The organism is Vibrio scophthalmi (assembly GCF_040869025.1).
Lineage (GTDB): Bacteria > Pseudomonadota > Gammaproteobacteria > Enterobacterales > Vibrionaceae > Vibrio > Vibrio scophthalmi.
The window spans coordinates 254,261-277,723 of sequence record NZ_CP134271.1 but is presented as its reverse complement, the minus strand read 5'-3'; the positions used below and the strand labels follow the sequence as shown (position 1 = coordinate 277,723).

General features: G+C 44.6%; 24 protein-coding genes, 1 riboswitch and 1 other annotated feature. Of the genes, 19 read left to right on the top strand and 5 right to left on the bottom strand.

Features of this window, described 5'->3' with window-relative positions; translation table 11 throughout:
• Nucleotides 1–19 precede the first annotated feature (19 nt).
• Genes bioB through bioD form a run of 4 tightly spaced genes read left to right on the top strand, consistent with a single transcriptional unit; the run spans nucleotide 20 to nucleotide 3,697 of the window.
• Nucleotides 20–1,072, top strand: a complete 1,053-nt coding sequence (gene bioB, locus RJD38_RS01165) for a biotin synthase BioB (protein WP_065545192.1) — start codon at nucleotides 20–22, stop codon at nucleotides 1,070–1,072.
• Complete coding sequence (bioF, locus tag RJD38_RS01160; protein WP_065545962.1) at nucleotides 1,056–2,198, top strand: 8-amino-7-oxononanoate synthase; 1,143 nt, start codon at nucleotides 1,056–1,058, stop codon at nucleotides 2,196–2,198. Before bioB ends, bioF begins: the two co-directional genes overlap by 17 nt.
• 3 nt (nucleotides 2,199–2,201) lie before the next feature.
• Nucleotides 2,202–3,020, top strand: coding sequence for a malonyl-ACP O-methyltransferase BioC (bioC, locus tag RJD38_RS01155; protein WP_065430592.1), 819 nt, complete (start codon nucleotides 2,202–2,204; stop codon nucleotides 3,018–3,020).
• Nucleotides 3,017–3,697 (top strand): dethiobiotin synthase, encoded by a 681-nt coding sequence (bioD, locus tag RJD38_RS01150; RefSeq protein WP_065430591.1) that lies wholly within the window; start codon nucleotides 3,017–3,019, stop codon nucleotides 3,695–3,697. The genes bioC and bioD overlap by 4 nt, the downstream gene beginning before the upstream one ends.
• 105 nt (nucleotides 3,698–3,802) lie before the next feature.
• On the opposite strand, the gene RJD38_RS01145 is transcribed toward bioD, so the two are convergent.
• A complete protein-coding gene (locus RJD38_RS01145) occupies nucleotides 3,803–3,970 on the bottom strand; it encodes a hypothetical protein (protein WP_005599558.1) in 168 nt (55 codons plus the stop codon).
• 349 nt (nucleotides 3,971–4,319) lie between these two features.
• Here RJD38_RS01145 and htpX point away from each other — a divergent pair, with 349 nt between their 5' ends.
• From htpX to RJD38_RS01100, 9 genes are all read left to right on the top strand, one after another.
• The gene (gene htpX / locus RJD38_RS01140) at nucleotides 4,320–5,189 is read left to right on the top strand and encodes a protease HtpX (RefSeq protein ID WP_006714223.1); all 870 of its coding nucleotides are present in this window, start codon (nucleotides 4,320–4,322) and stop codon (nucleotides 5,187–5,189) included.
• A gap of 185 nt (nucleotides 5,190–5,374) precedes the next feature.
• On the top strand, nucleotides 5,375–5,794 hold the full coding sequence (locus RJD38_RS01135) for a nuclear transport factor 2 family protein (protein WP_065430590.1): 420 nt from the start codon (nucleotides 5,375–5,377) through the stop codon (nucleotides 5,792–5,794).
• Complete coding sequence (locus tag RJD38_RS01130; RefSeq protein WP_065430589.1) at nucleotides 5,791–6,516, top strand: SDR family NAD(P)-dependent oxidoreductase; 726 nt, start codon at nucleotides 5,791–5,793, stop codon at nucleotides 6,514–6,516. Before RJD38_RS01135 ends, RJD38_RS01130 begins: the two co-directional genes overlap by 4 nt.
• A gap of 13 nt (nucleotides 6,517–6,529) precedes the next feature.
• Nucleotides 6,530–7,834, top strand: coding sequence for an NAD(P)/FAD-dependent oxidoreductase (locus RJD38_RS01125; RefSeq protein ID WP_065430588.1), 1,305 nt, complete (start codon nucleotides 6,530–6,532; stop codon nucleotides 7,832–7,834).
• 1 nt (nucleotide 7,835) lies between these two features.
• Nucleotides 7,836–8,642, top strand: a complete 807-nt coding sequence (locus RJD38_RS01120) for a DUF1365 domain-containing protein (RefSeq protein ID WP_065430587.1) — start codon at nucleotides 7,836–7,838, stop codon at nucleotides 8,640–8,642.
• Nucleotides 8,643–8,646: 4 nt separating this feature from the next.
• Nucleotides 8,647–9,888: an SAM-dependent methyltransferase gene (locus tag RJD38_RS01115; protein WP_065430586.1), complete on the top strand. Its 1,242-nt coding sequence runs from the start codon at nucleotides 8,647–8,649 to the stop codon at nucleotides 9,886–9,888.
• A gap of 9 nt (nucleotides 9,889–9,897) precedes the next feature.
• On the top strand, nucleotides 9,898–10,404 hold the full coding sequence (locus RJD38_RS01110; protein ID WP_065430585.1) for a DUF2878 domain-containing protein: 507 nt from the start codon (nucleotides 9,898–9,900) through the stop codon (nucleotides 10,402–10,404).
• A complete protein-coding gene (locus tag RJD38_RS01105; RefSeq protein WP_083181363.1) occupies nucleotides 10,382–10,972 on the top strand; it encodes a chalcone isomerase family protein in 591 nt (196 codons plus the stop codon). Before RJD38_RS01110 ends, RJD38_RS01105 begins: the two co-directional genes overlap by 23 nt.
• Entirely contained in the window at nucleotides 10,969–11,499 is a 531-nt protein-coding gene (locus tag RJD38_RS01100) for a DUF3833 domain-containing protein (RefSeq protein ID WP_065430584.1), read from the top strand. Before RJD38_RS01105 ends, RJD38_RS01100 begins: the two co-directional genes overlap by 4 nt.
• A 69-nt stretch (nucleotides 11,500–11,568) precedes the next feature.
• Here RJD38_RS01100 and purB read toward each other — a convergent pair whose 3' ends face one another.
• The 3 genes from purB to mnmA all read right to left on the bottom strand — a co-directional run bounded on the left by purB (nucleotide 11,569) and on the right by mnmA (nucleotide 14,856).
• Nucleotides 11,569–12,939: an adenylosuccinate lyase gene (purB, locus tag RJD38_RS01095; protein ID WP_005599568.1), complete on the bottom strand. Its 1,371-nt coding sequence runs from the start codon at nucleotides 12,937–12,939 to the stop codon at nucleotides 11,569–11,571.
• Nucleotides 12,940–13,089: 150 nt separating this feature from the next.
• Nucleotides 13,090–13,707, bottom strand: a complete 618-nt coding sequence (gene hflD / locus RJD38_RS01090; protein WP_005599569.1) for a high frequency lysogenization protein HflD — start codon at nucleotides 13,705–13,707, stop codon at nucleotides 13,090–13,092.
• 27 nt (nucleotides 13,708–13,734) lie between these two features.
• On the bottom strand, nucleotides 13,735–14,856 hold the full coding sequence (gene mnmA / locus RJD38_RS01085) for a tRNA 2-thiouridine(34) synthase MnmA (protein ID WP_005599570.1): 1,122 nt from the start codon (nucleotides 14,854–14,856) through the stop codon (nucleotides 13,735–13,737).
• 323 nt (nucleotides 14,857–15,179) lie between these two features.
• Here mnmA and RJD38_RS01080 point away from each other — a divergent pair, with 323 nt between their 5' ends.
• Both RJD38_RS01080 and RJD38_RS01075 read left to right on the top strand, forming a co-directional pair.
• Entirely contained in the window at nucleotides 15,180–15,449 is a 270-nt protein-coding gene (locus RJD38_RS01080; RefSeq protein ID WP_005599571.1) for a hypothetical protein, read from the top strand.
• Between the two features lie 92 nt (nucleotides 15,450–15,541).
• Nucleotides 15,542–16,846 carry an inosine/guanosine kinase gene (locus tag RJD38_RS01075; RefSeq protein WP_005599572.1) on the top strand — a complete coding sequence of 435 codons (1,305 nt, stop codon included), beginning with the start codon at nucleotides 15,542–15,544 and terminating at the stop codon, nucleotides 16,844–16,846.
• Between the two features lie 104 nt (nucleotides 16,847–16,950).
• Here RJD38_RS01075 and RJD38_RS01070 read toward each other — a convergent pair whose 3' ends face one another.
• Nucleotides 16,951–17,358 (bottom strand): H-NS family nucleoid-associated regulatory protein, encoded by a 408-nt coding sequence (locus RJD38_RS01070; protein WP_005599573.1) that lies wholly within the window; start codon nucleotides 17,356–17,358, stop codon nucleotides 16,951–16,953.
• 519 nt (nucleotides 17,359–17,877) lie between these two features.
• A riboswitch (Lysine riboswitch) is annotated at nucleotides 17,878–18,061 on the top strand.
• Between the two features lie 111 nt (nucleotides 18,062–18,172).
• Here RJD38_RS01070 and RJD38_RS01065 point away from each other — a divergent pair.
• The 4 genes from RJD38_RS01065 (at nucleotide 18,173) to hisC (ending at nucleotide 23,414) form a co-directional block, all read left to right on the top strand.
• Nucleotides 18,173–19,768 (top strand): Na+/H+ antiporter NhaC family protein, encoded by a 1,596-nt coding sequence (locus tag RJD38_RS01065; protein WP_009384861.1) that lies wholly within the window; start codon nucleotides 18,173–18,175, stop codon nucleotides 19,766–19,768.
• Nucleotides 19,769–19,984: 216 nt separating this feature from the next.
• Nucleotides 19,985–20,119, top strand: a sequence feature (His leader region).
• 52 nt (nucleotides 20,120–20,171) lie between these two features.
• Nucleotides 20,172–21,068, top strand: a complete 897-nt coding sequence (gene hisG, locus RJD38_RS01060; RefSeq protein WP_005599578.1) for an ATP phosphoribosyltransferase — start codon at nucleotides 20,172–20,174, stop codon at nucleotides 21,066–21,068.
• A gap of 4 nt (nucleotides 21,069–21,072) precedes the next feature.
• Entirely contained in the window at nucleotides 21,073–22,374 is a 1,302-nt protein-coding gene (gene hisD, locus RJD38_RS01055) for a histidinol dehydrogenase (RefSeq protein WP_065430583.1), read from the top strand.
• Nucleotides 22,374–23,414 carry a histidinol-phosphate transaminase gene (hisC, locus tag RJD38_RS01050; RefSeq protein ID WP_009384863.1) on the top strand — a complete coding sequence of 347 codons (1,041 nt, stop codon included), beginning with the start codon at nucleotides 22,374–22,376 and terminating at the stop codon, nucleotides 23,412–23,414. Before hisD ends, hisC begins: the two co-directional genes overlap by 1 nt.
• Nucleotides 23,415–23,463: the final 49 nt, after the last annotated feature.

Genomic DNA, 23,463 nt, shown 5'->3' with positions numbered 1-23,463 from the left:
GATATAAAAAGGAAAACACGTGGAAGTTCGTCATAACTGGACTGTTGCAGAAGTGCAGCAGCTAATGGAAAAGCCGTTCATGGATCTGTTGTTTGAAGCGCAGTTGGTTCATCGTCAATTTCAACAACATAACTATGTGCAGGTCAGTACGTTGCTCTCAATTAAAACGGGCGCTTGTCCAGAAGATTGCAAATATTGCCCGCAGAGTGCTCGTTATACCACCGATGTCGAGAAAGAACGTTTGATGGAAGTTGAACGTGTTCTAGATGCGGCACAAAAAGCGAAAAATGCCGGCTCTACCCGTTTCTGCATGGGGGCGGCTTGGAAAAACCCTAAAGAGCGCGATATGCCACACCTGACCGAAATGATTAAAGGTGTGAAGGGCATGGGTTTAGAAACGTGTATGACCTTGGGCATGCTCACGCCAGATCAGGCTGAAAAACTCGCCGGTGCCGGCCTTGATTACTACAACCACAATCTTGATACCTCGCCTGAGTTTTACGGCAATATTATTACCACGCGTACTTATCAAGATCGCCTTGATACCTTATCTCACGTGCGTGATGCGGGAATGAAAATTTGCTCCGGTGGCATTATCGGCATGGGAGAAAGTGCCAGTGATCGTGTCGGTCTTTTGGTTGAGCTAGCAAACTTACCCACTCACCCTGAAAGTGTACCGATTAACATGTTGGTTAAGGTAAAAGGCACGCCACTAGAAACCGTCGATGATGTTGAACCGTTCGACTTTATCCGCCTTATTGCGATTGCCCGAATTATGATGCCGCAGTCAGCAGTTCGCCTATCTGCAGGGCGTGAAAACATGAATGAGCAGATGCAAACCTTATGCTTTATGGCGGGCGCGAATTCGGTTTTCTATGGTTGTAAACTCCTGACCACACCAAACCCGTCTGAAGACAAAGATATGCAGCTATTTAACAAGCTGGGAATCAATAGTCAGCAAGTGTCGCAACGCCCTGATGAGATCGAAGAAAACGAATTGCTTGATCGCGTTGTGGAACGAGTAGCAGCAAGACCTTCGGCGGATGATCTTTTTTATGAAGCTAACGTTTGATCAGCGCATAAGCCAAGCACTTGCTGAACGGAAAAAGCATGGACTTCAGCGACAACTGACGCGTTTGGATTGCGCCAATACCGCCAAGTTATACCAAGCTGATCAGAGTTATATTAACTTTTCCAGTAACGATTATTTGGGGCTTGCGAGTGATGTAGAGCTGGCGGGAGTCTGGAAAAAAGGCATTGATCGGTTTGGTAATGGCAGCGGTGCTTCTCCTCTGGTTACTGGTTTTAGTCATGCTCATCAAACGCTAGAGCAGCGTTTATGCCAATGGTTGGGTTACACGCGCGCGATTTTATTTAGTTCGGGATTTTCTGCCAACCAAGCGTTGATATTTGCTTTGCTGCAAAAAGGCGATTTATTGCTGCAAGATAAACTCAATCACGCCTCATTAATGGAAGCGGGTATGTTGTCAGAAGCGACAATGAAACGCTTTAAGCACAATAACCTCACTCATCTACAGCATCTTATCGAAGAGCATTCGTTAGTGATGACTGAAGGCGTCTTTAGTATGGATGGCGACCTCGCACCTTTGCGAGCAATGGCAGACATCACTTGTGATAAGGCGTGGCTGGCGGTGGATGATGCCCACGGTATTGGTGTGTTAGGTCAACAGGGCCGTGGCAGTTGTGATCAGGCGAAAGTCAGACCCCAGTTATTGGTCGTGACATTTGGTAAAGCCTTTGGTTTATCAGGGGCGGCGATACTGTGTGATGAGCCAACGGGGGATTACCTCACCCAATTTGCTCGTCATCATGTTTATTCCACGGCGATCCCACCCAGCCTCGCATACACCCTGACTCATGCCATCGATATGATTGATAGCCAGCAATGGCGTCGCGATAAACTCCAACAGCTGCAAGCGTGTTATCACGACTTGTGTGGACAACTACCAGGCTATGTCGATACTCAAACACCGATCAAGCCGCTGTTAGTCGGATCCAGTGAGAGAGCATTGTCGCTGGCAACGCGACTTAAAGAGAAGGGCTTCTGGCTAACCGCGATAAGGCCGCCGACCGTTCCCGTTGGCAGTGCGAGATTGAGAATAACCTTAACGGCGAATCACACTCTAGAACAAGTGGCTCAGTTGGCCTCAGAGTTGAAATTGGCGTTGGAGAACTGATTTATGAATCCTGCTTTACGAGTCGATGAACTCGATATGGATGTAAGTTATATCGATAAGAACGCGATTGCCGAGGCGTTTGGCAAAGCGGCATTAGGTTATGATCAGCACGCTGCTTTCCAGCGTGATGTGGGGACTCGTTTGATCAACCAATTACCGAGCGATCTCTCCTCTTATCGTATTCTCGATGTCGGTTGTGGGACAGGCTATTTTAGCCAGCAGTTAAGAGATCGAGGGGCAGAAGTCGTTGCGTTTGATCTCTCGAGGGCGATGTTGCAGCAAGCTAAAAATCGTTGCGGGGAAGAAAGAGTCCACTATCAGCAGGGCGATGCAGAGCAATTGCCTTTTGCTGATAATCAATTCGATTATGTTTTTTCAAGTTTAGCGTTGCAATGGTGCCAAGATCTTGCGGTGCCACTGCGAGAAATGCGCAGAGTCACCAAACCCGGTGGACAGCTGTTGTTTTCGACTTTGTTAGATGGCTCTTTACGCGAACTTAAACAGGCTTGGGCGAAAATTGACACATATCAACACGTCAACGATTTTATCTCACTCAATCAGGTAAATATTGCGTTAGCTCAATCTCACTGTCATACCCATCACTTAGACTTGCCAGCAATTGTGGTTTGGTATGACTCTGCACTTGGCTTGATGCGAGATTTAAAAGGCATTGGGGCAAATTATGTTGTAGGGCGCTCTCAAGGTTTAACGAGTCGACATTCGTTGAGACAGCTTGAGCGCGAATATCAGATCTTTCGTCAAGAACATCAGGGTCTTCTACCCGCAACATATCAGGTTTGTTTGGGGATAATTAATCTATGATTGATGCATTTTTTATTGCAGGTACGGATACCGATGTTGGGAAAACAGTCGCATCAAAAGCGATTTTGAACGCGTTAGCGGCAAAGAATTTACAGACGATAGGCTATAAGCCTGTTGCCGCAGGTAGCGACAAAACAGAACAAGGCATGCGTAACTCAGACGCCTTATATTTACAGAATGCTGCGACGGTTGATGTTGATTATGCGGATGTAAACCCTTATGCGCTTGAGCTACCGGCTTCGCCACATATTGCGGCTAAGCGCGAAAATGTCGTGATTGATTATGCGCTATTAAGTGAGAAGCTTGCTCAACACAAGCAAAACTCAGACATCGTATTGGTTGAAGGCGCGGGTGGTTGGCGCGTTCCTGTTTCCGATACGGATTGCCTATCAACTTGGGTTCAGCAAGAGAAGTTGCCTGTCGTTTTAGTTGTTGGCATTAAATTAGGTTGCTTAAGTCATGCATTGCTGACCTTGGATGCAATCAAAGCCGATGGCCTTGAGTTAGCCGGTTGGGTAGCGAACCGCATTAACCCAGGTACGGAAAACTACGCGGAAATCATTGAAATGCTGGAGCAAAAAATCAGTGCGCCAAAAATTGGTGAAATCCCATATGTACCCGCAGTAAAGAGAAAAGATCTCGCTAAGTATATTGATGTTTCTCCATTACTTGCGTAGAAATACCGGTTGATAAAAGAAGCGTTCGAAAAAAGAAAGGCTGCCATTTGGCAGCCTTTTTTTATCAAATAAGTGTACACCAACCAGGTTATGGCAGTGGTGGTATTACATCTCAGCGGTCATGCCAAACAGGGCTGATTGCGTTTCTGCAACGCGCTGCTGCATTTGTTGATCAGTGGTTAAGCCTAGTTGTTGCTTTGCTTCATCTTCAGTAATGCCAAGGTGACAGCACAAAAGATCGATAGCCATTTGATAGTTATTTGTTTCAACCATTTTGCATTCCTTTGACGTTGTTGCATGAAATATAGATACAAGCGAAATAACTGTATCTTTAGAAATTTAGCACTTTTCTCGTGGTCTACAATAAGACCAAAGTCTAACGTCTTGGGGCGTATTCTGCCGTTTATCTGTTTTGTGGCGGTTGAGCTTTTAATTTAAGGTGCAAACAAATGTTTCAATTTACTTCTAGCCCTTGTGTTTAAAGTGATTAGACTATATCTATATGCTAACCGGATGAGTGGAATCAGATGGTAGACTAAAGGCTGCGGTGTAATTTATCTTTAACTCGATATGCTATGCACGTTAGCCACTAACAAAAAGCTTTCTGTTTCGGAGAAAAGTAATGAAACGAGTCATGTTATTCCTTGCAACCAACTTAGCCGTCGTCTTGGTTTTAAGTGTTGTTCTGAATATTGTTTATGCTGTTACGGGGATGCAGCCTGGTAGTCTATCTGGCCTATTGGTCATGGCGGCTGTATTTGGTTTTGGTGGTTCATTTATCTCATTGATGATGTCAAAGGGTATGGCCCTACGCTCAGTTGGCGGCATGGTGATTGAGAGCCCACGTAATGAAACTGAACATTGGTTGCTAGAAACGGTTCGCCGCCAATCTCAACAAGTTGGTATTGGTATGCCAACGGTCGCGATCTACGAATCGGGTGATATTAACGCATTTGCGACAGGTGCTAAGCGTGATGATTCGCTAGTGGCTGTTTCTACTGGTCTACTACACAATATGACTCGTGATGAGGCAGAAGCGGTTCTTGCACACGAAGTGAGTCACATTGCGAACGGTGACATGGTGACGATGACCTTGATGCAAGGTGTGGTAAATACCTTTGTTATCTTCCTATCGCGCTTTATCGCTAACATCGTTTCATCGAACAGTGATGAAGAAGGTGAAGGTGGTAGCAACATGATGGTTTACTTCGGTGTTTCGATGGTGCTTGAACTGGTGTTTGGTTTCTTAGCGAGCTTCTTGACGATGTGGTACAGCCGTCATCGTGAGTTTTATGCCGATGCTGGTGCTGCTCAATTGGTCGGCAAAGAGAAAATGATCGCTGCACTAGAGCGTTTGAAAATGAGCCACGAATCTCAACTTGAAGGCTCAATGATGGCATTTGGTATTAATGGTAAAGCGTCAATGACTGAACTGCTAATGAGCCACCCGCCATTAGACAAACGTATTGCAGCACTGCGTAACGGTTTGTAACGATTTAGTTAACCTCATCAATTTACGACAAAAGGCTTGGATAATCTCCAAGCCTTTTTTGATCCATCTATCTTCGCTTACGTAAGTCAAATAAGTTATACAAAATTAATCTTGTACAACTTAATTTATTGTTCTACGTTTATTGTACATTAAAAATTACTGTACAAGTTAGTTGAGGGGATAGCATGGACGTTGCCGATGTTGGTTCAATATACCAACAACTTAACAAATCGAACTTGTATCTTTTGGATGACGTCTATCACCAAGATGTTGTGTTTGAAGATGCAGCACATCGCCTTGAGGGGTGGGATGAGTTAAAGCGCTACTTTGTAAACTTGTATAGCAATGTCCAGCGCTGTGAGTTTGATATTCAAGATCTACAACAGCAGGGAGCGGCTGGATTTATCACATGGACGATGGCACTCGAACATCCCAAGCTCCATCGTGGCAACACCATCTATGTGAATGGTGTCAGCCATATTAAGTTTGCAGAGGGTAAAGTTATTTATCACCGTGACTATTTTGATCTCGGTGAGATGCTGTATGAGAATTTGCCGCTGCTTGGCTCGGTTATCCGTACCATTAAACAGAGGCTAGGCGAATGAAGACGGTATTTATCACTGGCGCAACCTCAGGCATTGGCCATCAATTAGCGCAAGATTACCTAAAAGCGGGGCATAGAGTGATTGCCTGTGGCCGAAATCAACAAGCACTGGAGAGTCTGGGCAGAGACTATAACGGGTTAGAGGCCTTGTGTTTTGACCTGACAGACAAACAGCAAACGCAGCAAATTCTCTCAACCCTGCCTCTCATCCCGGATGTTTGGATCTTTAATGCCGGTGACTGTGAGTATATCGAAAAAGGGCAATTGGACAGTGACATCATTCGTCGCGTGTTTGAAATTAATGTCATGGGGTTGGTGTATGCGATAGAAGCAGCGCAACCGCATTTTGTTCGCGGCACGCAGGTGATTATTGTTGGTTCGATTTCCAGTGAGCTGGCATTACCCAGAGCCGAGGCTTATGGCGCTTCAAAGTCGGCGGTGAGTTATCTCGGCCGAACATTGCAACAGACACTAAAACCCGACGGCGTCAACGTTACTGTGGTTTACCCCGGATTTGTGCGCACACCTCTTACTGACAAAAATACCTTCGATATGCCAATGATGGTTGATGTCGACCAAGCCTCGGCAGCGATTCGCAAAGGTATTGAGCGCGGTGATAGCTATATCTATTTCCCTACACGATTCACCTTGATTCTACGTTTGCTTGGCTTACTCCCTTATCGCTGGCAAAACCGAATTACGGCCAAATTAATCCAAGAATAAAGGAACGATAATCATGAGAATTGCAATTGTTGGCACCGGTATATCAGGATTGACTTGCGGCTATTATTTGCATCAACAGCATGATATTACTCTGTTTGAGGCTAATGACTATATTGGTGGTCATACCGCAACGGTCGATGTTGTCAGTAACGGAATCGAGTATGCCGTAGATACAGGCTTCATTGTTTACAACGATCGTACCTATCCTAACTTTATTAATTTAATGGATGAGGTAGGGGTGAAAGGCGTTGCGACGGAAATGAGTTTTAGTGTTTCTAACCAAGCGAACGGGCTGGAGTACAACGGCCATACTCTTACGACGTTATTTGCTCAAAAGCGCAATTGGTTCAAACCTGGATTTTATAAATTTATTTTCGATATTTTGCGTTTTAACCGTTTAGTCAAAAATCACGTTGCAGCGCTTGAACCTCACCAAAGTCATGGGGAGCAAACTCTCGGTGACTTTTTACGTCAGTACCAATTTAACGATTATTTCAGTGACAATTATATTTTGCCCATGGGGGCGGCGATATGGTCATCCACCTTGGCAGATATGCGAGCCTTTCCTCTGGATTTCTTTGCCCGATTTTTTCTTAACCACGGCTTGCTTGATGTGGTTAACCGTCCGCAGTGGTATGTCATTGATGGCGGTTCAAGGGCGTATATACCGGCTGTCACTAAAGGGTTTGCTGAGCGTATTCGCCTGTCATCACCGATTGAATCAGTCTGGCGTGATGTGAGCGGGGTACAGGTGATGGTGAATGGTGAGGTGGAGCATTTTGACCAAATTATCTTTGCTTGCCATAGTGACCAAGCACTCGCAATGTTAAATGATGCGACTTCTGAGGAGCAAGACGTTCTCTCCAACCTTGCGTATCAAAACAATCAGGTGACGTTACACACCGATACCAGCTTACTCCCTAAGCGACAAGCTGCCTGGGCGGCTTGGAATTATCGCCTAACAGGCTCCGATGTTGAGCAGAGTGTACCGCCGACGCTGACCTACAATATGAATATTTTGCAGCATATCGAGAGCAAAGAGACGTTTTGTGTTTCCTTAAACAGTGATAGCCAAATCGATCCGAGCAAAATATTGCGCACTTTTAATTACAGCCATCCGGTATTCAGTCGTGAGTCAATGATGGCTCAATCCAAACGAGACAGTATTAATGGCGAGATGAGTAGTTGGTTCTGTGGTGCTTATTGGTACAACGGTTTCCATGAGGATGGCGTGCGCAGTGCGCTAGATGTAGTTAAAGCGATTGAGTCTCAAGCTGAGATAAAGGTAGCGCCTCGCTTACAGCAAGGGGCGGCTTGATATGAACAGTTCTTTATTGGTCGGCATGGTGAGGCACAAGCGGCGTGAGCCAATTCAGCATGAGCTGAACTACCCGATGTTTATGCCGTGTCTGGATCTCGATGAACTGGATAGCGTATTCACAAAGGTGTGGGGAATAGGCCAACGCTGGTGGCATTGGGCGAGGTTTCGTCGAGCGGATTACCTCGGAGAAGGCGACTTAAAACAAGCGGTATTTGATAAGGTCGAAGAGTTAACAGGGGAGCGGTTGCAAGGCAAGGTTGAAGCGGTTATTCATTTGCGTTACTTGGGTATCTACTTCAGCCCGGTGAACTTCTATTACGTTTATGACCGACAAGGCGAATGGCGTTATTTGTTGGCAGAAGTGAGCAATACACCGTGGAATGAACGCCACTACTACGCTATTCCTGCGACAGAATCTGGATGTTTTGAGCATCAGAAAGCATTCCATGTTTCGCCATTTAATCCAATCGAACAAACCTACCGATGGCGTATTAAGCCGTTAGATAGATCGCTCAATGTTCATCTCGAATGTCACCGAGAAAGCAAAGAGTTTGAAGCGACGATGGTGATGAAAAAAACGCCGTTGCGTTCAAATAATCTCATACGTCACTTGATCGCAACGCCTGTGATGGCAGTAAAAGTCGTCGTCGGAATTTATTGGCACGCCTTCAAGTTGTGGATAAAAGGCGCACCTATTTACACCCATACCAAGTTAACTGCGGCAAATAAATCGATGCCTAAGCATCAAAAATATGACAGTACCAATAGCTGCCCAAATAACAGTAACGATAAGCAAGGAGCATAGGAATATGGCTACTCAAACACTGACACTTCCTAAGCAACTCAGTACATTAGATAAAACCGCACGTAGCGTGGCATTTAATTGTTTGTGTAAATTGTCGATAGGCACTTTGAATATCACCGAAGAATTTGAGCCGGGTAAAGTGGTGCATCGCGAACGTTTTGGCCAACATAGGCCTAACCAACCAGCGGCGATGATTACGGTGAAAAATCCGGCATTTTATAGTCGCCTGTTGAAAGGCGGCAGTATTGCAGCCGCAGAAGCGTATATGGATGACTGGTGGGAGTCTCCTGATTTGACCGCGTTAATGGAATTAATGGCATTAAATTTATCCGCACTGGATAGTATTGAAAGCCGCAGCAGCTTTCTCTCGACGATGTTAAATAAATTTAGTCACTGGTTGAATCGCAATACGGTCGAAAACTCGCAAAAGAATATCTCTGCGCATTATGACTTGAGTAATGAGCTCTATGAGACTTTTCTTGATGAGAATATGCTTTATTCGTCAGCGATATTCGAATCGAATCAAGACTCTTTAGCCCAAGCGCAAATTAATAAAATGGAACGCTTGTGCCAACAATTACAACTGAAACCAACCGATCATGTGGTTGAAATAGGTACCGGTTGGGGAGCTATGGCGATATACATGGCGCTAAATTATGGCTGTAAAGTCACCACAACCACTATTTCTGACGCCCAGTTTGATTACACCAAAAATAAGATTGAACAGTTTGGTTTAACCCAACAAATTACGTTACTTAAAAAAGACTACCGCTTGCTGGAAGGTCAATACGACAAATTAGTTTCGATTGAAATGATTGAAGCGGTCGGTAAGGAGTATCTTTCTTCTTATCTTCACAAGTGCCAAACCTTACTGAAACCACAAGGGTTAATGGCTATTCAAGCGATTACTATCGCGGATCAACGTTATAAAAGTTACAGCAACAATGTTGATTTTATACAGAAATATATCTTTCCCGGCGGTTTTTTGCCTTCTATTACCGCACTGACTGGAGCTGCGACGCAAAATAGTGATTTAGTGATGAGAGATCTCTTCGACATTGGTGAGGAATATGGAAAAACACTGCGCCATTGGCATGACAGATTTAATCGTAATCTCGATACGGTGACAGAGCTCGGTTTTGATCAGCGCTTTATTCGTATGTGGAACTATTACTTCTGCTATTGCGAAGGCGGTTTTCGAGCCAAAACCATTAGCACGGTTCACATGACCTTTCAAAGACCATAGGCAAAACTGATGAGCCAGTTTAAGAGGTTATTGATTGCTTCTACTTGGTTTCAAGTTATTTGGTTTGTGGCCGTCGTTGGCAGTGAACAATGGCAATGGCTGACGTTGGCTTGCTTACTGATTACCTTGGGCCTGAGTGTGAGATTGAGGGTAATAGTTTGGCAAAAATGGTTGCTGTTAACTGGTATTGGTATTGGCATCGATATGGTCAATTTACACTTGGGGATATTGATATTTGATACCCGTTTTCTGCCTCTGTGGTTAATCGTACTTTGGGCAATGTTTATGTGGTATGCGCAGTTTCTGGTGCCTGTTGTGAGCCGTTATCCACTTGCGCTCGTATCACTTATTGGGGGCCTAGCTGGCAGTTTAAGCTACTTGGCTGGTTACAAGCTCGGCGCGGTTCAATTGGGCTACTCAATACCGTTTACCTTTACTTGGTTATTTTTTGTTTGGGCTGCAATTACGGCGTTGTGTATCAGGAGTTTGCAAGATGAAGAAGCAAGGATGGGTTAGTCGATTATTACTGGTCCGGTATTTGATTGCTGCGGCTTTAGCGTTAATAAGCATCAACGCATTTGCTGTTAATGTCGCCGAAAAAGATCAGTGCAAGTCCTGTGCTTGGCAACAGTGGCCTACGGTTGGTCGCGCTGAGCTAAGCGTGCTTTTTTTTGATGTTTATAACTCCACATTGTTGAGCCCGACTGGGCGCTATCAGGTAACTCAAGATCTGAGCCCACATCCCTTAGCATTAAGCATTGAATATCAGCGCAGTATCAGTCAGGAACAGCTGTTGGATGCCACCTATGAGCAGTGGATAAAGCAAGGCTACAACCGCGTACAAGCGAAGCAATGGATAGAGGAGTTGACCTCTATTTTTCCCAGTGTGAAGCAGGGAGAGAGGTTAACCTACATCACAGATGGAGAGCGTGGTTACTTTGAGTTTTCTCCAAATGCGAAGTCAACCCAAGCGTTGGGAACGATTGATGATGAGCAGCTTAACGATGCTTTTTTAGCGATTTGGTTATCGCCTAAAACGGAGTATGCAGACCTGCGAAGGAATCTAATAGGGCAAACAAAATGAAGACAAAATTCGCGCTTATCATTATTTTCATTGGGATGCTGCTAGGTTGTAATACTCAGCTCAGGGAATACCGTTCAGAGACGTCGACCCCGACCTTTAATCTGTTTGAGTATTTTAGTGGCGAAACGACCGCATGGGGGATGGTACAAGACTTCAGCGATAAGCAAACTCGCCGTTTTGAGGTGGTGATAGTTGGGAGCGTTGAGGGCGATCGTTTGACTTTGGTCGAGGATTTTGTGTTTGACGATGGAGAGCAGCAACAACGAATTTGGGTTATTGAGCGCCAATCTGATGGACGCTATCAAGGCACGGCCAACGATGTAGTTGGGGTAGCAAAAGGGGCTGAGTTGGGGCATGTGATGCACTGGCAATATGATCTGCAATTGCCTTGGGGAGAGGGAACCACTCAAGTTTCAATGGACGATTGGCTCTACCGTCAAGATGACAAGCACCTGTTTAATATTACCAAAATCAGTAAATTCGGCTTAGAAGTCGGACAGGTGACGATCTTCTTTCAAAAACAATAAACGCATAGAGAAACAAAAAGGGTTGCCCTAGAAGACTAGGGCAACCCTTTTGCGGTATTCTAATGGCGATTACAGCTTGTCAGTTAGTTCGATTGCTTGACCGATGTAGTTCGCTGGTGTCATCTCTTTAAGACGCGCTTTCTCGTGCTCAGGAAGCTCAAGACCGTCAATAAAGTTACGCATCGCTTCACCATCAACACGCTTACCACGAGTAAGCTCTTTTAGCTTCTCATATGGCTTTTCAATGCCGTAACGACGCATAACGGTTTGTACTGGCTCAGCCAATACTTCCCAGTTACGGTCAAGCTCAGCAAGTAGCGCTTCACGGTTTACTTCAAGCTTGCTGATGCCTTTTAGGGTTGAAGTGTAAGCAATGATTGCGTAGCCAACACCTACACCTAGGTTACGTAGAACGGTTGAGTCGGTTAGGTCACGCTGCCAGCGAGAAACAGGCAGTTTTTGTGCTAGGTGGCCAAATACTGCGTTCGCTAGACCAAGGTTGCCTTCTGAGTTTTCAAAATCGATTGGGTTTACTTTGTGCGGCATGGTTGAAGAACCAATTTCGCCAGCAATGGTTTTTTGCTTAAAGTGACCCAGTGCAATGTAACCCCAAACATCACGATCAAAGTCGATTAGGATGGTGTTGAAACGTGCTACTGCATCAAATAGCTCAGCGATGTAATCGTGAGGTTCGATTTGCGTAGTGTATGGGTTCCAAGTAACGCCGAGTGATTCAGTGATGAACTCTTCACTGAATTTGTGCCAATCTAGTTCTGGGTAAGCCGAAAGGTGAGCGTTGTAGTTACCCACTGCGCCGTTGGTTTTCGCTAGAATTTCAACATTCTCGATTTGCTTGTATTGACGTTCCATACGGTAAGCAACGTTCGCCATCTCTTTACCCATGGTAGAAGGAGATGCTGGTTGGCCGTGGGTACGTGATAGGAAAGGAATATCACGGTACTCAGCAGCAAGCTTGCTGATAGCGTCAATTAGGTTGCGGATTTCTGGAAGAATCACGGTTTCACGTGCTTCTTTAAGCATAAGAGCGTGAGAGGTGTTGTTGATGTCTTCAGAAGTACAAGCAAAGTGAATGAATTCGTTTACTGCGTGTAGTTCAGGAATACCAGCGACTTTTTCCTTAAGGAAGTACTCAACCGCTTTAACATCGTGGTTTGTGGTACGTTCGATCTCTTTGATGCGTAGTGCGTCTGCTTCAGAAAAGTTTTCTGCAAGGTTATCTAGGAATTGATTTGCTTCCGCGCTAAATGCTGGAACTTCCGCAATTTCAGCGGTAGCAGCAAGCTTTTGTAACCAGCGGATTTCAACGATAGTACGGTACTTCAATAGACCGTATTCACTGAAAATTTCGCGTAACGCAATCGTCTTGCTTCCGTAACGACCGTCTACTGGTGAAACAGCTGTCAATGCTGACAATTCCATGATTTTCTCCTGAATTGGGTTTCTAAAATTCGTGTGCTTTATACCAATAACTGTGGCAATTGTCACGAACATTGCGCAAACGTTTGCGCAAGGGTTGTCTGATTTAAAAAAATAAGCTCGCAATTGATGCGAGCTCTTATTTAATTTTATTTACATGCGAGCGAGTAGAATCTGCGCCTGCTCAATCATTTTCTTGCGACCAAAAATTAAGTGGCGGCGTTTTCCGCCGACTTGACGCCACAATACCGCACAACGAATACCAGAAAGTAACAAGGCGCGTACTTTATTTTGATTGCTCGACTGTTGCAGTACAGATGGTGTGCCTGTCACTTGAATACGAGGGCCGACAGGGCTAACGACATCAAGGTAAACGCTCGCTAAGTTGCTCATCATTTGTTCGTCAGTCAACGAATAATGGTCAGCTTGTCTTTCAAGCATTTTGATGCGGTCACCAAGTTGAGACATGGCATCATTACGGCTACTTAGTTTGCGCTCAAGCGCCATTAAACTAATGATATAACGCGTAATTTCACTGCCAGCAGGAGTGCTGTCAATGCCTTTTACTAGACACTCTAAGCCAAGTTTCAAATCGGCCTCGCGGCCGAATACGCTCACGGTATTGCTTGGGTTAGTGTTTAGTATCGCCTTTAGTGAAGTTTCAAACGCGTCTGAGTCACAATGGCCGTTTTTTGCTGCTTGCTGAACTAAAGCGACTGCTTGGCAGATACCAGCAAATGCGATGGTACGGTCATAAAGAGTATTCGCCACGTAGAGTTACTCCTAGTTATACGTCAATTAAATGCGTTGTTCGATGATACCACCACCAAGACAAACATCACCTTGGTAGAATACAGCGGATTGCCCAGGGGTTACCGCGACTTGTGGTTCGTCAAAGATCACTTTGATGGTTTCATCATCGACCGGAATGATAGTGCACGCGATGTCAGTTTGACGATAACGTGTTTTCACTGTGCATTTTAACGGTTCTTTAATCGGGGTGCGATCTACCCAGTGTAATTGTGATGCAACCAACCCATTAGATTTCAAAAGTGGGTGGTCGGCACCTTGCACTGCAATAAGAACGTTACGTTTTAGATCTTTTTCTGCTACGTACCAAGGTTCTTCGTTACCGCCGCCGCCTTTTTGGCCACCAATATGTAAGCCTTTGCGTTGACCTAATGTGTGGTACATCAAACCTTGGTGTTCGCCGATTACTTGACCTTCAGGTGTTTCGATTTTACCCGGTTGCGCCGGTAGGTAACGACCAAGGAAGTCAGTAAACTTACGCTCACCAATAAAACAGATGCCGGTGGAGTCTTTCTTCTTCGCGGTGATCAGGCCTTGTTCTTCCGCAATACGGCGAACTTCAGGTTTTTCAATCTGACCAACAGGGAATAGACTACGGCCAACTTGTTCGTGACTTAGCGTGTACAAAAAGTAGCTTTGGTCTTTGTTGCTGTCTTTACCACGTAGCATTTGCGGTTTTTCACCGTTTTGTGGGAAAGAGCGATCAACATAGTGACCCATGGCGATGTAATCGGCATCGAGCACTTCGTCAGCGTACTCTAAGAACGCTTTAAACTTGATTTCTTTATTACAAAGAATATCCGGGTTTGGGGTGCGACCTGCTTTGTATTCTTCCAGGAAGTACTCAAACACGTTGTCCCAATATTCTGCGGCAAAGTTAATTTTGTGCAGATGGATGCCAAGCTTGTCACAAACTTCCTGCGCGTCGGCCAGATCTTGGGCCGCGGTACAGTATTCTTCGTTGTCGTCTTCTTCCCAGTTCTTCATGAAAAGACCTTCGACTTGATAGCCTTGTTCTTTTAGAAGATACGCGGAAACCGATGAATCAACACCGCCAGACATACCAACGATGACTTTCTTTTGACTGTTGTCAGTACAGTTCTCAGACATTGCTTAACACCACAAAAATTTACTGGAGGCAGATTCTAACAGAAAGCATTTCACGGTGACAGATCCGAGATCGAAATCACACTTCGAATTTAAGGGATTTTAACCACTTTGCTTAAAGAGTCTGCATTAACGATTAATGATATAGCCGTTTTACTTGATGTTACCGTGGTATGGGCCTTGTCTTGTTGTGCTCGCTGTCGGATGTCGCTGGCCTTTCGAGGGGCACTCGTGCCATCGGTTAAATGTTCAAGTAATTTGGGTATAAGTCTTCTATATATGGCATAGTGGCGAAAATTCAAGTGGTAAGTTGAAGGTACAACCAAGTGACAGATGAAAACCAAGTATTAGAAGAAGCCGATTTGATTGAAGTGATTGAGAATCAGCTTGAAGATCGTAATCCAGTAAAAGTGACAGAGACTCTAATGCGCTTGCGTATGAGTGGTACCAGTCGTGATGATGCCGTTGCGATGATGGCTTGTGCGGTTTCGATTGAAATTTTTGATGTGATGAAAAATGGCGGAGAATTTAATTTGAAGCGTTATTCTGAGCATTTAGATAGCCTGCCAGACCTCTACTTTATGGAAGGTGAATAGGGCAAACGTTTGCTATAATCCCAGTTATTGCCGCGCTATCCACAGCGCGGTAGAATCCGCGCTCCTGTCATCCCTTAATCAGAATCATAGTTATGAAATTTCCTGGTCAACGTAAATCGAAGCACTATTTTCCCGTCCATGCTCGCGACCCATTGGTAAGCCAAGCGCAAGAGAGCAAGAAGATGTCTCGTACCCATATTATTGGTATCGATCAGACGTTAGTGGACATTGAAGCGAAAGTCGGTTCGGAGCTGATCGAAAAATACGGACTGAGTAAGGGACACTCATTGGTTATTGATGACCAAACGGCAGAAGCGTTATATAACGAATTGAAAGACCAAGCGCTTATTACTAACGAATATGCGGGTGGTACCATTGGTAATACACTTCATAACTACTCAGTGTTGGCAGATGACCGCTCAACATTACTGGGTGTTATGAGCCAAGATATTAAAATTGGCAGCTACGGCTACCGTTATTTGTGTAATACATCGAGCCGAATGGATCTTAATTACCTACAAGGTGTTGAAGGTGCGATTGGCCGTTGTTTTGCATTGATTACCGAAGATGGCGAACGTACTTTTGCGATTAGCGAAGGTCAAATGAACCAACTTCGCCCTGATAGCATTCCTGAAAAGATTTTCAAAAATGCATCAGCCTTAGTACTTACTGCTTATTTAGTGCGTTGTAAGCCAGGCGACCCTATGCCTGAAGCAACCATGCGTGCTATCGAATATGCGAAGAAATATGATGTACCAGTGGTATTAACACTTGGTACTAAGTTCGTTATTCAAGACGACCCTAAATTCTGGCAAGACTTTTTACGCGACCATGTTTCTGTTGTGGCGATGAATGAAGATGAAGCAGAAGCTTTAACAGGTGAAGTTGATCCACTAGCGGCTTCAGATAAAGCGTTAGATTGGGTTGATCTTGTACTTTGTACTGCAGGCCCTGTAGGTCTTTACATGGCAGGTTATACGGAAGAGGGCGCTAAACGCGAAACTTCATTACCGTTATTACCGGGTTGTATTGCGGAATTTAACCAATATGAATTCAGCCGTCCGGCAGTGAAAGCATTGTGTGAAGAACCGATTAAAGTCTATTCACATATATCACCTTATATGGGTGGCCCAGAAAAAATTAAGAATACTAATGGCGCTGGTGATGCTGCGTTATCGGCTTTATTGCATGATATGGCAGCAAATAAGTACCATAGAGAAAACGTGCCGAACTCAAGTAAGCATGCTCACGCTTTCTTAACGTATTCGTCATTCTCACAAGTGTGCAAATACTCTAATCGAGCAAGCTATGAAGTATTAGTGCAACATTCCCCTCGTTTATCTCGTGGTCTACCGGAACGCGAAGATAGCTTGGAAGAAGCATACTGGGAAAGATAGTTGTTCAAATAATACCTGCTATTAAGCGGGTATTATTTTAATTGATGAAAAAAAGGCTCCTAATAAGGAGCCTTTTTTAAATCTCATTTTAATCTATCGTTAAACTAGATTAAAAACTCTTCAAGCTTACGGCCTGAATCTAGTAGAGCTTGGATTGCTGATGGAGTACGACCTTGGCCTGTCCAAGTTTTTTCGTCGCCGTTAGCATCTTCATATTTGTATTTTGCAGGGCGTGGTGCACGTTTTGCTTTAGTTTTTGTTTTAGTTTCACCAGCAAGTGCACTAATTAGTGCTTCTACATCAATACCGTCTTTTGCGATTTGTTCAGCAATAGCAGCAAGCTTTGCTTCTTGCTCAGCGCGTTCTGCTAATTCAGCTTCGTCAGCTTCTTTACGCTCAGAAACAACAAGCGATAATTTTTCTAGTGCTTCTTCTAGTTGCTCTAGAGTTAGTTCACGAGAAAAAGCACGTAGGCTACGAATGTTTAAAAGTGTTTTTGTTAATTCCGACATAAATTGCACCAATATAGTAAGCGATAAATGGATATTAATCCGGTAATGTGGATATTACAATTCAATTATATAAAATTAAATAAAAAATAATACGAACGATTTTCTTGAAAGTAAGTTTTAAGCTCACTTCACATTCTATTGTTTACCTCATACTTCAATTTAGATAGAAGTAACGACTTTAAGTTTAGTGCGTGGTTTCATATATGCTAGTCAGAAAGAAAAATTATTTGTCATGATGATTGCAGGTGTTTTATAAATTCAGTGTGTCGATATAAGTGGTTATTAACGGTCTCTTTACACTGCGGTATGAAATATATGCGTTTTTTACTGAGCGGTCTCTCTGGTCTAGTTGCATATAAAGGCCCCGCTTGAAAAGGATTGGAGTAATTAAAAAAGAGCAATAAAAGTTTAGGTCGATGTATTGAAATGATGTTTAAGATAAGTACAATGGTCGTCACCTGATGCGTTATCTTAGTTAAAGCTATGTTAAACATTGTTTAATTTAGCATTGTCTTTGGATAGTGCGGTAGAGGAGCGGAATGAATGAGTCGCGTTTGTTGGGGTGATGCCAATGAGCAAACGTAAAAGGTCTTATCCGCCGAAGTGAGCTGATACATCAACATCTCTCGCTGGGGTTGTACTCGAATAGGGACAACACTGCCATAGTCTATTATTTGTATAACTATGGAGCGCTACTGTAGGCTTGGGATAAGTATTCACTTTCCTATCGCTAATTTTTAAATGTATAGGCTATCTATGTAGTTTATGCGTCTGCAGTAGATCTCTAACCAATTATTACTGGTTTTTGAAGATCATGAATTTAATCGATTTTGCTACATCCCCTTTATCATTGCTTCCTCCGGTAGTCGCTCTTAGCTTGGCTATTATTACTCGTCGCGTACTGCTTTCTTTGGGTGCGGGTATTGTTTTAGGCGCTATTTTACTTGCAGATTACTCACTTGGTGGTGCGACTAGCTATGTGAAAAATACCGTATTCGGTGTTTTTGTTGAAGATGGCTCTTTGAATGCTGGCAACATGAGCATTATTGGCTTCCTATTACTGCTTGGCATGATGACAGCCCTGCTGACATTGTCTGGTGGTACACGCGCGTTTGCTGACTGGGCTCAATCACGCATTAAAAGTAAACGCGGTGCGAAACTATTAGCGGCATTTTTAGGTATTTTCATCTTCATTGATGATTACTTTAATAGCCTTGCAGTGGGTGCGATTTCTCGTCCTGTGACTGATCGCTTCTATGTATCACGCGCGAAACTTGCTTATATTCTTGATTCAACTGCTGCGCCAATGTGTGTTGTGATGCCCGCTTCTAGCTGGGGTGCATACATCATGACCATTATTAGTGGTATTTTGGTCTCGCACGGCATTACGGAATATTCTGCTTTAGGCGCGTACATGCGCTTAGTACCAATGAACTTTTACGCTATCTTTGCGTTGTTAATGGTATTTGCCGTAGCGTGGTTTGGCTTATCGGTTGGTAAGATGCGCGAGCACGAGATCTCAGCTTCACAAGGGCGTGGTTTTGATGATGAAAACCAAATGGATGAGCTTGAAGAAGCGCGTTCGTTAGATGAAGAACTTGATATTCGTGAAAGCGACAAAGGTCGAGTGTCTGATTTGATCCTACCGATTGTATTGCTGATTGTTGCGACCGTTGCTTCTATGTTGTACACCGGTGGTCAAGTCTTGGCAGAAAGTGGTAAGCCATTTGCACTATTAGGCGCATTTGAAAATACCAATGTCGGCATTTCACTTATCTACGGCGGTTCAGTTGGTCTAATTGTTGCCTTGATTACGGTCATTCGTCAGCGTATTCCAGCGATTGAAGTGACGCGTACTTTAGTCATTGGTGCAAAATCGATGTTTGGCGCGATCTTAATTCTGATCTTTGCTTGGTCAATTGGCACTGTGATTGGTGATATGCAAACAGGTAGCTACCTTTCGACGATGGCGCAAGGTAATGTGAATCCTCACTGGTTGCCAGTAATCCTATTCCTATTGTCTGGTGTGATGGCTTTTGCAACCGGCAGTTCATGGGGCACGTTTGGTATTATGTTGCCAATTGCCGGCGATATGGCGGGGAATACCGACATTACGCTTATGCTACCAATGCTTAGTGCGGTACTAGCCGGTTCAGTATTCGGTGATCACTGTTCACCAATCTCAGATACGACCATCCTGTCTTCAACCGGTGCTCGTTGTTGCCATATTGACCACGTAACGACGCAGCTACCCTATGCACTATCGGTGGCGCTGATTTCATGTATCGGCTTTATTGTGCTGGGTATGACAGAATCACTAATGTTGTCTCTAACCGCGTGTAGTGCTGCATTTGTGGCGGTGTGTTTTGTATTGAATATACTGTCAAAATCAAAAATGACGACACAGTAACCACCACAGTTGGGTGACTTTGTTTGATGAAGAGGGCTTAGGTCCTCTTTTTTGTTTTAAGCTAACTCAGTTAAGGCAGTCGATCGAATAAGTGTGTGTAGTGCGTTTAAAAAAACTTAAATTAAAGGTTGAAAAAAGTTAATGGCTTGGTTAGTGTGGTAATCAACCAAGCGGAATTGAAGAGCTTATAAGTATGCGTAAATTAGTAATGAATATTCATCATCACCATCACCCAATGTAGTCTTTCGGGAGATGAACGCATACCCGGGGGACAGGAAACTCCCGGAGGCTAAATCAAAGATTTTTAGAATTAACCCTCGGGAGACTCACATCTTCCGAGGGTTTTTCAATTTTAATGGCTTGAAAACTAAGAATTATCAGAAATTTGCACAGGGATATCGCAATGCAAACACAACGCCTAAGAATCGCAATTCAAAAGAAAGGTCGCCTAAGTAAAGAGTGTCAGCAACTGCTGAAACAGTGCGGCGTAAAATTCACAATCATGGGTGAGCGCCTAGTGGTTCATTCGCAAAATATGCCAATTGATTTGTTACTGGTTCGTGACGACGACATTCCTGGTTTGATTATGGATGGTGTGGTTGATTTGGGCTTTATTGGCGAGAACGAACTAGAGGAAGTTCGCTTAGATCGCAAAGCGCTCGGTGAGCCAAATGAGTTTCTACAGTTACGCCGTTTAGACTTTGGTGGTTGCCGTCTCTCTATTGCGATTAACAAAGATCAAGAATACCAAGGGCCACAAGATTTGGCGGGTAAACGTATCGCAACCACGTATCCACACCTATTGAAAGCCTATATGGATGAGCAAGGTATCCCATTCTCTACTTGTATGCTGACTGGTTCGGTCGAAGTTGCACCTCGTGCGGGTTTAGCCGATGCAATCGCTGACCTTGTGTCAACGGGTGCAACACTTGAAGCCAATGGCTTGAAAGAAGCAGAAGTCATTTTCCGCTCTAAAGCGACTCTGATTCAACGCACTGGTGAATTTGCCGCTGACAAACAGGCGTTAATCGACAAGCTGCTGACTCGTATGCAAGGTGTACAACAAGCAAAAGAATCAAAATACATCATGTTACACGCGCCTGTAGATCGTTTAGAGCAAGTGAAAGCCTTGCTACCGGGGGCGGAAGATCCAACGGTGTTGCCTCTTTCTGCTGATAAACAAAAAGTTGCGGTTCACCTTGTGAGTACCGAAAACCTTTTCTGGGAAACCATGGAACAGCTTAAAGAATTAGGTGCAAGTTCAATTCTAGTCCTTCCAATCGAAAAAATGATGGAGTAAGCCAATGAGAACAGTGGTATGGCAGTCTCTAAGCGAAACACAGCAAGATGCGGTGTTAGAGCGTCCAGCGATTGCAGAAGGGGCAAATATCACAGCGGCAGTGTCGCAAGTGATCGCGCAAGTTCGCCAACAGGGCGATGCTGCAGTGCTTGAACTGACAGAAAAATTTGATCGCGTAACGCCAAGCTCGATTCGCGTTTCTCAACAAGAAATCGATCAAGCATCAGCGCGCCTAACCGACACGATGAAACAAGCACTTGAACAAGCGTATAGCAATATTGCCAAGTTTCATAAAGCACAGAAGCCGCAGCCGATCAAAGTCGAAACACAACCGGGAGTGATGTGCGAGCAGGTGACACGCCCGATCCAAAATGTGGGGCTGTATATTCCTGGCGGTAGTGCACCACTACCATCTACAGTATTGATGCTCGGTGTTCCTTCACAAATTGCCGGTTGTCAGAAGGTTGTGCTGTGTTCACCACCGCCGATTGCTGATGAAATCCTTTACGTCGCTAAGCTATGTAACATCGACGAGGTGTATAACGTTGGGGGTGGCCAGGCGATAGCGGCGATGGCTTATGGAACAGAGTCGGTCAGCAAAGTCGATAAGATTTTTGGCCCGGGCAATGCTTATGTGACCGAGGCTAAGCGTCAAGTGAGCAATGATTTTCGCGGGGCGGCAATTGATATGCCCGCCGGCCCTTCTGAAGTGCTCGTTATTGCAGATGAAACCGCTGATCCAGAGTTCATCGCCTCAGATTTGCTTAGCCAAGCGGAGCATGGTCCTGACTCCCAAGTGGTTCTTGTCACTCCTTCTCCTGTCATTGCCGATCAAGTGGCAGATGCAGTACTGCGCCAGCTAAAAGAATTATCGCGTGCGGATATTGCCGAAAAAGCACTTGCCTCTAGTTTGATTATTATTTCGGAATCCTTGACGCAAGCAGTGTCGATTTCAAACTTCTATGGCCCAGAGCACTTGATTGTGCAGACCAAAAATCCACGTGAATTGCTGCCGTTACTTGATAACGCCGGTTCAATCTTCTTAGGAGATTGGTCGCCAGAATCTGCGGGTGATTATGCTTCAGGGACCAATCACGTGTTACCAACCTATGGTTACACTCGCACTTACTCAAGCCTTGGCTTAGCCGATTTTTCTAAACGTATGACGGTGCAAGAGTTGTCGGCGGAAGGTTTAAAAGCATTGGCACCAACTGTGGTGACAATGGCAGAGGCAGAAGGTCTCGATGCACATAAACGTGCGGTGACTATTCGTGTTGAAAAATTGCTTCAACGAGGAGAAGCATAATGGAAAAGTTAGCGCGTAAGCAGGTCCAACAGCTAACGCCATATTTATCAGCGCGCCGTATTGGTGGTTGCGGTGATGTATGGCTTAACGCAAATGAATCGCCATTTAATAATGAATATAAGACCGATTTTGCTCGTCTTAACCGTTACAGCGAATGTCAGCCGAAAGAGTTGATTGAGGCTTACGCTTCTTATGCGGGCGTGAAGCCAGAGCAAACGCTCACTTCTCGTGGTGCTGACGAAGGTATTGAGCTGCTCATTCGCGCTTTTTGTGAGCCAAATGAAGATGCCATTCTATTTTGCCCGCCGACTTATGGAATGTACGGCATTAGTGCTGAAACCATGGGCGTTGCGCGTAATGTGGTGCCACTGACCGCAGAATGGCAATTGGATTTAGCGGCTATCGAGCAAAACCTAGAGAAGGTTAAGTTGGTGTTTGTTTGTAGCCCAAATAACCCAACGGGTAACTTGGTCAAGCGTGAAGATATTGTCTCACTATTAGAAATGACCAAGGATCGCGCTATTGTCGTTATGGACGAAGCGTATATCGATTTTTGCCCTGAAGCGTCGACGGTTGATTTGCTGGAACAATATCCTAACTTGGCGATTTTGCGCACCTTATCTAAAGCGTTTGCTCTTGCCGGGTTGCGTTGTGGATTTACTTTGGCAAACGAAGAGATCATCAATGTCTTGCTCAAAGTGATCGCGCCTTACCCAGTACCAGTGCCGGTTGCTGATATTGCCATTCAAGCGCTCTCTGAAGCGGGCCTTGCACGCGCTAAATACCAAATGCTCGATCTCAATGCCAACCGTGCTTACTTACAAGTGGGTCTATCAATGATTGCCGGCGTCGAAGTGTTTGAAGGTTGGGGCAACTACTTATTAGTTAAGTTTAGTGATGGTGATGCTCTGTTTAAAGCGGCATGGGATACCGGCATTATTTTGCGTAATTCACCGATAGAAAATTGTGTTCGCATCAGTGTTGGCAACCGTGATGAGTGTGAAAAAACGGTTGGCTTTATCCGCAACTTTTACGCTTAATCCCCCTAAAACGTTAAGAGTTTGCATAGCAATAATAATGAAAACCCTT

Bases quoted from the DNA above. Each gene is read 5' to 3' on its own strand.
- RJD38_RS01130 (WP_065430589.1), top strand. From the start codon at position 5,791: ATGAAGACGGTATTTATCACTGGCGCAACCTCAGGCATTGGCCATCAA.
- RJD38_RS01145 (WP_005599558.1), bottom strand. From the start codon at position 3,970: ATGGTTGAAACAAATAACTATCAAATGGCTATCGATCTTTTGTGCTGT.
- RJD38_RS01105 (WP_083181363.1), top strand. From the start codon at position 10,382: ATGAAGAAGCAAGGATGGGTTAGTCGATTATTACTGGTCCGGTATTTG.
- RJD38_RS01115 (WP_065430586.1), top strand. From the start codon at position 8,647: ATGGCTACTCAAACACTGACACTTCCTAAGCAACTCAGTACATTAGAT.
- htpX (WP_006714223.1), top strand. From the start codon at position 4,320: ATGAAACGAGTCATGTTATTCCTTGCAACCAACTTAGCCGTCGTCTTG.
- RJD38_RS01075 (WP_005599572.1), top strand. From the start codon at position 15,542: ATGAAATTTCCTGGTCAACGTAAATCGAAGCACTATTTTCCCGTCCAT.
- RJD38_RS01120 (WP_065430587.1), top strand. From the start codon at position 7,836: ATGAACAGTTCTTTATTGGTCGGCATGGTGAGGCACAAGCGGCGTGAG.
- hisD (WP_065430583.1), top strand. From the start codon at position 21,073: ATGAGAACAGTGGTATGGCAGTCTCTAAGCGAAACACAGCAAGATGCG.
- bioD (WP_065430591.1), top strand. From the start codon at position 3,017: ATGATTGATGCATTTTTTATTGCAGGTACGGATACCGATGTTGGGAAA.
- RJD38_RS01125 (WP_065430588.1), top strand. From the start codon at position 6,530: ATGAGAATTGCAATTGTTGGCACCGGTATATCAGGATTGACTTGCGGC.
- purB (WP_005599568.1), bottom strand. From the start codon at position 12,939: ATGGAATTGTCAGCATTGACAGCTGTTTCACCAGTAGACGGTCGTTAC.
- RJD38_RS01065 (WP_009384861.1), top strand. From the start codon at position 18,173: ATGAATTTAATCGATTTTGCTACATCCCCTTTATCATTGCTTCCTCCG.
- RJD38_RS01070 (WP_005599573.1), bottom strand. From the start codon at position 17,358: ATGTCGGAATTAACAAAAACACTTTTAAACATTCGTAGCCTACGTGCT.
- bioC (WP_065430592.1), top strand. From the start codon at position 2,202: ATGAATCCTGCTTTACGAGTCGATGAACTCGATATGGATGTAAGTTAT.
- hisG (WP_005599578.1), top strand. From the start codon at position 20,172: ATGCAAACACAACGCCTAAGAATCGCAATTCAAAAGAAAGGTCGCCTA.
- RJD38_RS01110 (WP_065430585.1), top strand. From the start codon at position 9,898: ATGAGCCAGTTTAAGAGGTTATTGATTGCTTCTACTTGGTTTCAAGTT.
- mnmA (WP_005599570.1), bottom strand. From the start codon at position 14,856: ATGTCTGAGAACTGTACTGACAACAGTCAAAAGAAAGTCATCGTTGGT.
- RJD38_RS01135 (WP_065430590.1), top strand. From the start codon at position 5,375: ATGGACGTTGCCGATGTTGGTTCAATATACCAACAACTTAACAAATCG.
- hisC (WP_009384863.1), top strand. From the start codon at position 22,374: ATGGAAAAGTTAGCGCGTAAGCAGGTCCAACAGCTAACGCCATATTTA.
- bioF (WP_065545962.1), top strand. From the start codon at position 1,056: ATGAAGCTAACGTTTGATCAGCGCATAAGCCAAGCACTTGCTGAACGG.
- RJD38_RS01100 (WP_065430584.1), top strand. From the start codon at position 10,969: ATGAAGACAAAATTCGCGCTTATCATTATTTTCATTGGGATGCTGCTA.